Origin of the sequence: Candidatus Rhabdochlamydia sp. W815 (assembly GCF_018642185.1) — a bacterium.
Lineage (GTDB): Bacteria > Chlamydiota > Chlamydiia > Chlamydiales > Rhabdochlamydiaceae > Rhabdochlamydia > Rhabdochlamydia oedothoracis.
In genome coordinates this window covers 1-7,046 of sequence record NZ_JAAVTY010000083.1, presented here as the reverse complement: position 1 = coordinate 7,046, position 7,046 = coordinate 1, and the positions used below count along the sequence as shown (strand labels likewise).

Annotated in this window: 8 protein-coding genes; 3 read left to right on the top strand and 5 right to left on the bottom strand. The window is 36.9% G+C overall.

What is annotated here, in order from left to right; all coding sequences use genetic code 11:
• Positions 1-173: 173 nt before the first annotated feature.
• A complete protein-coding gene (locus RHOW815_RS06020) occupies positions 174-341 on the top strand; it encodes a hypothetical protein (protein ID WP_215217427.1) in 168 nt (55 codons plus the stop codon).
• Here RHOW815_RS06020 and RHOW815_RS06015 read toward each other — a convergent pair.
• Genes RHOW815_RS06015 through pheT form a run of 3 tightly spaced genes read right to left on the bottom strand, consistent with a single transcriptional unit; the run spans position 338 to position 4,259 of the window.
• Positions 338-808: a methylated-DNA--[protein]-cysteine S-methyltransferase gene (locus tag RHOW815_RS06015; RefSeq protein ID WP_215217426.1), complete on the bottom strand. Its 471-nt coding sequence runs from the start codon at positions 806-808 to the stop codon at positions 338-340. The genes RHOW815_RS06020 and RHOW815_RS06015 overlap by 4 nt on opposite strands.
• Positions 809-844: 36 nt before the next feature.
• The gene (locus RHOW815_RS06010) at positions 845-1,846 is read right to left on the bottom strand and encodes a toxin-antitoxin system YwqK family antitoxin (protein ID WP_215217425.1); all 1,002 of its coding nucleotides are present in this window, start codon (positions 1,844-1,846) and stop codon (positions 845-847) included.
• A gap of 13 nt (positions 1,847-1,859) precedes the next feature.
• Positions 1,860-4,259 (bottom strand): phenylalanine--tRNA ligase subunit beta, encoded by a 2,400-nt coding sequence (gene pheT / locus RHOW815_RS06005; RefSeq protein ID WP_215217424.1) that lies wholly within the window; start codon positions 4,257-4,259, stop codon positions 1,860-1,862.
• Between the two features lie 71 nt (positions 4,260-4,330).
• On the opposite strand from pheT, the gene RHOW815_RS06000 reads away from it, so the two are divergent.
• Positions 4,331-5,470, top strand: coding sequence for a LysM peptidoglycan-binding domain-containing protein (locus RHOW815_RS06000; RefSeq protein WP_215217423.1), 1,140 nt, complete (start codon positions 4,331-4,333; stop codon positions 5,468-5,470).
• On the opposite strand, the gene yidD is transcribed toward RHOW815_RS06000, so the two are convergent.
• Positions 5,467-5,676: a membrane protein insertion efficiency factor YidD gene (yidD, locus tag RHOW815_RS05995; protein ID WP_215217422.1), complete on the bottom strand. Its 210-nt coding sequence runs from the start codon at positions 5,674-5,676 to the stop codon at positions 5,467-5,469. The genes RHOW815_RS06000 and yidD overlap by 4 nt on opposite strands.
• A 220-nt stretch (positions 5,677-5,896) precedes the next feature.
• Positions 5,897-6,274 carry a class I SAM-dependent methyltransferase gene (locus tag RHOW815_RS05990; protein WP_256439919.1) on the bottom strand — a complete coding sequence of 126 codons (378 nt, stop codon included), beginning with the start codon at positions 6,272-6,274 and terminating at the stop codon, positions 5,897-5,899.
• A gap of 287 nt (positions 6,275-6,561) precedes the next feature.
• Between RHOW815_RS05990 and RHOW815_RS05985 the strand changes: the two genes are divergently transcribed.
• The coding region (locus RHOW815_RS05985) for a helix-turn-helix domain-containing protein (protein WP_215217421.1) at positions 6,562-7,046 on the top strand (485 nt) is incomplete at its 3' end.

Sequence of the window (7,046 nt, the reverse complement as noted above, 5' to 3'; positions counted from 1 at the left end):
GTTTGATTGTTAAAAATCACAATAGAGATTCTTTCATCGCCTGCCTATTCTTTTTTTAATTCTTCTGTGCACTTCAAACTTGAAAAGACTAAAGCAATAGTGGTCATTTAGCTGCTTCTTGGGTAGATTTAATCAAAAATAAACTGCTCTTACTAGAGCAACCTATGGAATTTATGAATGTTTGTTTAAGCTATGTGGCAGGGAATGGAGCTTTATATTTATTAGGAAAACAACCAGTTGGCTTGCTTGAAGCAACGGGAATCTTTTTTTCTTCTGCGGTTTTTGCGGTTCTAGCTGACTCATCCATTGATTTGGCTAAAGGCAAAAGAGTTGCTCTTTAGAGAATCAAATCCATTTCGAATTGTAATAGAGCTTGTTTAATGGAAAGATCATAAGCAAAGCCTCCTATGTTGTGAGCTGCTACTACTCGATGGCAGGGAATAAAAAGAGGAAATGGGTTGCTTTTACAAGCAGATCCGACAGCGCGGGCTGCTTTTGGATGACCGATTGTAGAAGCGAGATTACCATAAGTGACTAGCTGTGCAAAAGGTAGATTTTGCAAATGAATCAATACTTTTTGGTAAAATAGAGGAAGCTTAGGCAGGTTAAAGCTTAAGGGACTGGGATCTTTTCGATAACTGTACTGAGCTAACCATTTTATAATGGTTTGCTCTGTATCAAGATCGCACTCTTTAGAGATACAGCATGCAAAATACGATGACTTAGTCAGGGTTACTTTAGATAGAATGCTGTCTTTGCATTCTATCTGTACACAAATAGAAGGGCCTTGATTAAATGAATGTTGCATAAACTTTTAGCAAAGGAGAACGTATCCTAAGTTGTGCTATTGGATGTGTATTTTTACATCCTCTGATATATCTGCAACGATTTGATCCATTTGGTTATAATCATCAAATTTCTTTTTACTGACAGGTTGCCCTGCATAAAACCAATGTTGCTGGATATCAGAGTCGGTATAATAAATAGTAGATCCGTGTTTAAGGTCATTTTCCCAATTGATTTCCTGAGTTAATAAATCACCATCGGTGTAATGTCTTTCAGTTCCGTTTTTTTGGTTATTTAAATAAGAAATTTCTAGATAGCGGTTGCCATTTCTAAAATAAGTAGCCTTTCCGTGTAGCTGCCCGTTCACCCATTCTTCTAAAGCAAGAGGTTCTCCGCTAGCTGTAAATGTTTGTTTATTCCCATTGAGTTTGCCTAGGGCATAATAGGAGATTGACTCAGGAGCTCCATTTGGGTAATACGTTTCTTTTTTTACTGTATAACCGTCTTCAACCACTTCTTTAGAAAGCAGCGTTCCTGTTTGGTCTCGAGAAATACGAATGCCATCTCCCTTTTCCACTCGTGCTTCTATTTCATTTAGAGCAGTAAAGTATTGTCCTTCTATGAGTTCATTTCCTGCGTATTCTTCAACCATCATAGGACAACCTTCTACATACCAACTGGTAAGAGAGTAACGCTGAGGGGAGAGTTGAATCCACTCTTGTAAAGGCATGGAATTAGAGTTATAACTCGTTTCCTTAACTTTTTGGCCTTGATTATAGATGATGCATTTTTCAATCGCTTGACTATGAGCAAAGGTATAAGTGGTAGGACCGTGTAACTTACCATTTTCATAGGTAGATATAACAGTCACGCCATCGCTAAGAGCTGTAATTACTTGTCCTGGATAATTATGCTCTTGCCATTCTTCTTTAGGAACAGGGTAGCCGTATTTGTGGATATAACGCTTAGATATAACGCTCGTCTTTTCGTTGTTATCATGAACGCAGCCAGATAAGATAAAAGCCGTACCGCTCATAAGGATAAACAGGTGTCTTTTCATGATGAACCTCATTTTAAGATAAAATATGTAATTGTTCTAACTCCTTCATCACTGTTTCTACAATCCGGCTATGTTCCTTTTCAACGGCTTCAAAAGCAATGGTCTTAAGTTTATCGCGATAGAACAGACGAAAAGTTATGTTCTTTCTATCATTGCCGATTTGAGAGCTTTTGTAAAGATCTAAAAGAGTAATTTCCTCAAGAAGTAAAGAAGAGTTTGCTTTAATGATTTCTAAAATAGAGCCAACAGGTGTTTTATCCGCTATGGTAATTGTCCAATCTCTTTCTGAGCCAGGGAAAGAAATAAGGGATTTAATAAGCGGCGTCTGTTTAATAAAAGGCGTAAGCTCTTCTGTATTTATTTCTGCGAAATAGATTCGTTGTTCAATACCAAGTTCTGAGCTATGTTTAGGATGTAGTTCCCCTAAAGAGCCAATAATGCTGTCTTGGCACATGATAATTGCTTGTCTATTGGGATGGAAATTATGCAGGTGTGAAGGATGAAAACTAATGGGTTCAACATGAAGAAGAGCGCACAGATTTTCAATGATCCCTTTTACATCAAAAAAATCATAAGCTCGGGGTTTAGGATCGATGTGGTAAGGAGAATTTTTCCCGGTTAGAATAATTCCAATAGCTGATTGTTCAATATATTCTCCCTTTAGATGGAAGTAGATTTTACCTATTTCAAATCCTGATAGATCTTGATTTTCTCGATCGTAGTTGTGTTTAACCACTTGCAGAAGACCCGGTAGAAGAGAAGATCTTAAAATAGACTGATCAAGGGAGTGGGGTTGTAGCACAGAAATACAAGAGCTAGCAGGAAGTGTGTTTTCAGAGGTCTTTTTAGATTGATCTGGGCTGATCAAATTGCAGGTTATAAATTCTTGAAGACTCTCTTCTAGCAGATAAGTACGAAGTTGTTGGTCTAACCGATAAGCCGCGCAATGCACAAGAGGAGAAGAAATATGCACAGCAGGTGTTTTAACAATATTGTTATAGCCATATAACCGAGCTATTTCTTCAATCAAATCGATTTCAAGATTTAAATCATGTCGAAAAAAAGGAACAAGAATTTGAAACTGCTCTACAGATTGTTCAGTTACATGCATACCTGCAGAAAAGAGGATCGTGAATATATCAGAAGGATTCAGTTGTGTGCCTAAAATATGATTTACACGTTTTAGCCTGCAAATTATTTTTTTAGGGGCAAAAGAGCTTGTCTTTTGATCGATCATTCCTTTAACAATTTTTCCACCAGCAACTTTTTGTAGGAGATAGGCAGCGTAATCTAATGCTTTAGGAATAAAGTTGGGGTCTATTCCTTTCTCGAATCTCTGTGAGGCATCGGTCTTTGTTTTAAGCCATTTACTGCTTTTGCGAATCGATTGTGGAGTAAAATAAGCAGCTTCGATTAACACATCAGATGTCTTATCTGAAACAGCAGAACTCTTTCCTCCGATAACACCTGCGAACGCTAAAGGTTTTTCTGGATCGCAAATCATCAAAACATCTGGAGGAATGAGGCGGTTCATCGAATCGAGCGTTTCTAATTCAGAAAAGTACGTTTTAGAAGTAATTTGAAGAGTATGATCTGCAATGGTTTGGTAGTCAAAAATATGTAAGGGTTGACCTAACTCTTGTAAAATGAGATTTCCCACATCGACAACATTGTTAACACTACGAAAGCCCGCTTGTTCTAATTTTTTTTGTAACCAAAGAGGTGAAGGTCCCACTGAAACCCCTTGCAGCATTCTGCAGGCATATCTTTGGCATTGAGTTGGATCAAGGAGTTCTACTTTAATAAGATCCTTTATCGATATTTCTTCTTCTAGAGAAAAAGAGGGAAACTTCACAGGAATTTGTAAAAGAGCAGATAAATCCCGTGCGATTCCGTAGACACTCATGGCGTGCCCTAAGTTTGGAGTCAAAGATAGTTGAAGAATGGTGTCGTTAAATTTCTCTTTTAAATCAGTGCCCTCTTCTATTTGATCAGACAGTTCCAAAATACCATCTGCACTATCTAAAAGTCCTAACTCATCTGCTGCGCAGAGCATTCCATGAGATTCAATACCACGTAGCTTGCTTTTTGTGATTTTTACAGATCTGCCATCTAGATAGAGAATTGCGCCTATTTGAGCTAAAGCTACACGCATTCCTGCACGACAATTATCAGCTCCGCATACCACCTGCAGAACTTGCCTACCGTTGCTTACCTTAGTTACTTTTAAATGATCAGAATTAGGATGGGAAACAACTTCTAAAATAGTCGCCGCTACAACATTACTGAACTTAAGAGGGTTTTCGATTACTTCATCTACCTCAATTCCACCTAGTGTTAATACTTGGCATAAATCATGAGTAGATAAGTTAATATCTATATATTCTTTTAAGGAAGACAATGAGACTTTCATAAAACAAAAGGACAAATTAGTATTAAACTGCAGATCTTATACCAAATTTGAATATCTCGGAACAGGAAATAATGCGCGTTACTTCTGAAAATAGCCCTTGGATTACTCGTACAAAGAGGCTTACCCAAGCTTTAATTATTAGTGGAACATTGAACGTTAGTCTTTTAGGTACTTTTTTTTATTTTGTGATTAAAGATAAAAATGATTCTTTATCCATTGAATTGAAACCATTGACCACTGAAGCAAAAATGCCATCTACTAGCAATTTAGAGATCTTGCGCTCCTATTCTGTTTTATCCTATCAACAACTCCTCATCTGTTTAGAAAATCAAGATTTTGTAGAGCAGGGTATTAGGAAAAGAGATCTTGCTCTTTCTTGTCTTGTTGCTTTTCACCACTTTAATTTAGATAAGGCTCTAGGGGGTATCCCTCTACAAAAGAGGTCGATTCTCTTAAGTCAAGAGAAAGGATCAGAGGTGATAGAAGTGCCTGTTTTTCCAGGATTAGCAGACTATCAATTTCAAGCAATTGTGCATTTTGCAAAAACGGAGAAATGGCCCTTTACCGCTCAAGGTTTATTTTATGAACTAAAGCGCTCTATTCCACCTTATCACTCTTCCTTAATCAATGCTTTCTCTCTTACCTCAGAATATCACAGTGTCTACATGCTTTTTTCTAAAATAGGGATTTCTTGCTCAACAAACCAATTAATCGACCTGCTTTGCGAAGGAGAATGGATAGATCTTGCAAACTTTTCTTTATCTCAAAGAGTAGCTTTAGATTTATCCATGCAACAATGTCGCTCATTTTTGTTAGTCTACTTGGAAAAAAGATCTAAAACAGCCGCTCTTCTATTATTGGAAAGCAGCCCAGAATTTTGTTTACAACAGTTAGAAGATCGACATATTTTACTTTTTTTTGATTTATTCAATGATTCTCCTCATCTATTAAAAAATCTATCGAAGGGATTGCTTTCAGCCCCACGTACAGATGCTGTATGGCAACTAGCAGCACAAGCATTAGGCTATTCACAAATTCCGGCAAAAAAAATAGAAAAATCTCTTTGTAAAACATACAAAGTACAAGCAGGGGATAACTTATGGAAAATCGCACGCGCACACAAAGTGAGCATTAAAGAGATCATGCAGATCAACCAATTAGAAACCGATAAGATCCGCCCAGGACGTTGTTTACAAATTCCTGTCCGCTAAGGAACGGGGTCATTCCCTCCAGGATGCCAAGGGTGGCATTTTACTATACGTTTTACAATCAACCATAATGCTTTATATCCATGAACATGGATGGCTTCTATTGCGTAATCAGAACAACTGGGAAAAAAGCGACAACAATTACCTAAAAGAGGGCTAATGGTAAACTGATATAAGCGGATGCATAGAAGGGGAATTTTTTTTAGCATGATAGTTTTTTTTCTGCGCGAATCATATAGTAATCGATAAAACCTTTTTCATATGCTTCAACCCATTTTGGAGTATGGTTTTTCTTGCTCATAGATTGCATGGCCCATCTACAAAATCCGTGGAAAACAAAAGCTCCAATAGAAACTATCTTAATATTTTTAAAGACAGCTTGTTCTAAAAAAATCTTAGCATCGTGAATAGGAATTGCAAATTGAGTTCCTATAATACTTTGAGGAATGAGATCTTTGATTTCTCTTTTACTCTTTTCCTTAGTAAAAAAAAAGTGGTAATTGCAAGTACTCCATCCTCTTTTAATATTCTATAGCTTTCTTGCGCAAAATCGAAGAAACTATAGAAATGTTGGGCTGCTTCTATAGAAATTGCAAAGTTGAAGGTATTTGATAGAAATCCTGAACGATTAGATAAACCCTGTTTAAATTTTAAAGCCAGACTTGGGTAATTTTTCACACATTTTTGAATTTGAGAAACAACTAAATCTATACCATAGCTATTATGGTTCTTTTCAGAAAGCAAGTGAACCCCATGCCCTCTTCCGCAACCTATCTCGATTATAGTAGCTGTTGAAACTTCATTAATTCCTGAAAACTCAAAGAGATTTTTATATAGATCTAATTGGCTTTTTTCTCGAACTTCTAACGGAATAGTATTCGGTACATGCTCCTAATATCCAAAATTAATGCATCCTAATCTACATGTGGGAAATAATTCATTTGTCTCTTGATGCCAGGTATCTTTTCCATAGCAATTGAGCACTTCATCGATTGCATCTTGGTATGCAATATTATTTTCTTTATAGGACAGTATATAGTGGTTCCGATTCAATCGTATAGAAAAATATTTTGTTTTGTGTTAAGCTATTGAGTATGAAAAAACTGATCCCTAGCCAGAGAGCTGACTTAGAACACAAGTTAAAGCATCCAAAAGACTATTCTGAACGGAATAGGCTTTGTGTAATTTTGGGCTATGATGAGGGTATCTCAACAAAAAATCTTGCTAAAGCACTTCGGATAAGCCCTATCACTGTTCAGGAATACCTCAGAGAATATGATTCCGAAAATAAAACTGGAAGTAGCCCTCGAGGCGGTAGCAAATCAAAACCTTCACAAGACCAAACAGAGTCTCTACTAAAACACCTACAGGAAAAGACCTATCTTAAAGTCAAAGGGATCATAGCTTATGTGCATGAGCAATATGGGATAAAATATTCCCGAAGTGGCATGACAGATTGGCTCATACAGCACGGATTTGTTTATAAACGTCCTAAAAAGATTCCTGGGAAATTAGATCCTGAAAAACAACGAATTTTCATAGAACAATATAGGGCTTTAAAGGAGACCTTAAACCCTGA

What these genes read in the sequence shown, in the direction of transcription:
- yidD (WP_215217422.1), bottom strand. Translation starts at nt 5,676, where the DNA reads ATGCTAAAAAAAATTCCCCTTCTATGCATCCGCTTATATCAGTTTACC.
- RHOW815_RS06010 (WP_215217425.1), bottom strand. Translation starts at nt 1,846, where the DNA reads ATGAAAAGACACCTGTTTATCCTTATGAGCGGTACGGCTTTTATCTTA.
- RHOW815_RS06015 (WP_215217426.1), bottom strand. Translation starts at nt 808, where the DNA reads ATGCAACATTCATTTAATCAAGGCCCTTCTATTTGTGTACAGATAGAA.
- RHOW815_RS06000 (WP_215217423.1), top strand. Translation starts at nt 4,331, where the DNA reads ATGCGCGTTACTTCTGAAAATAGCCCTTGGATTACTCGTACAAAGAGG.
- RHOW815_RS06020 (WP_215217427.1), top strand. Translation starts at nt 174, where the DNA reads ATGAATGTTTGTTTAAGCTATGTGGCAGGGAATGGAGCTTTATATTTA.
- pheT (WP_215217424.1), bottom strand. Translation starts at nt 4,259, where the DNA reads ATGAAAGTCTCATTGTCTTCCTTAAAAGAATATATAGATATTAACTTA.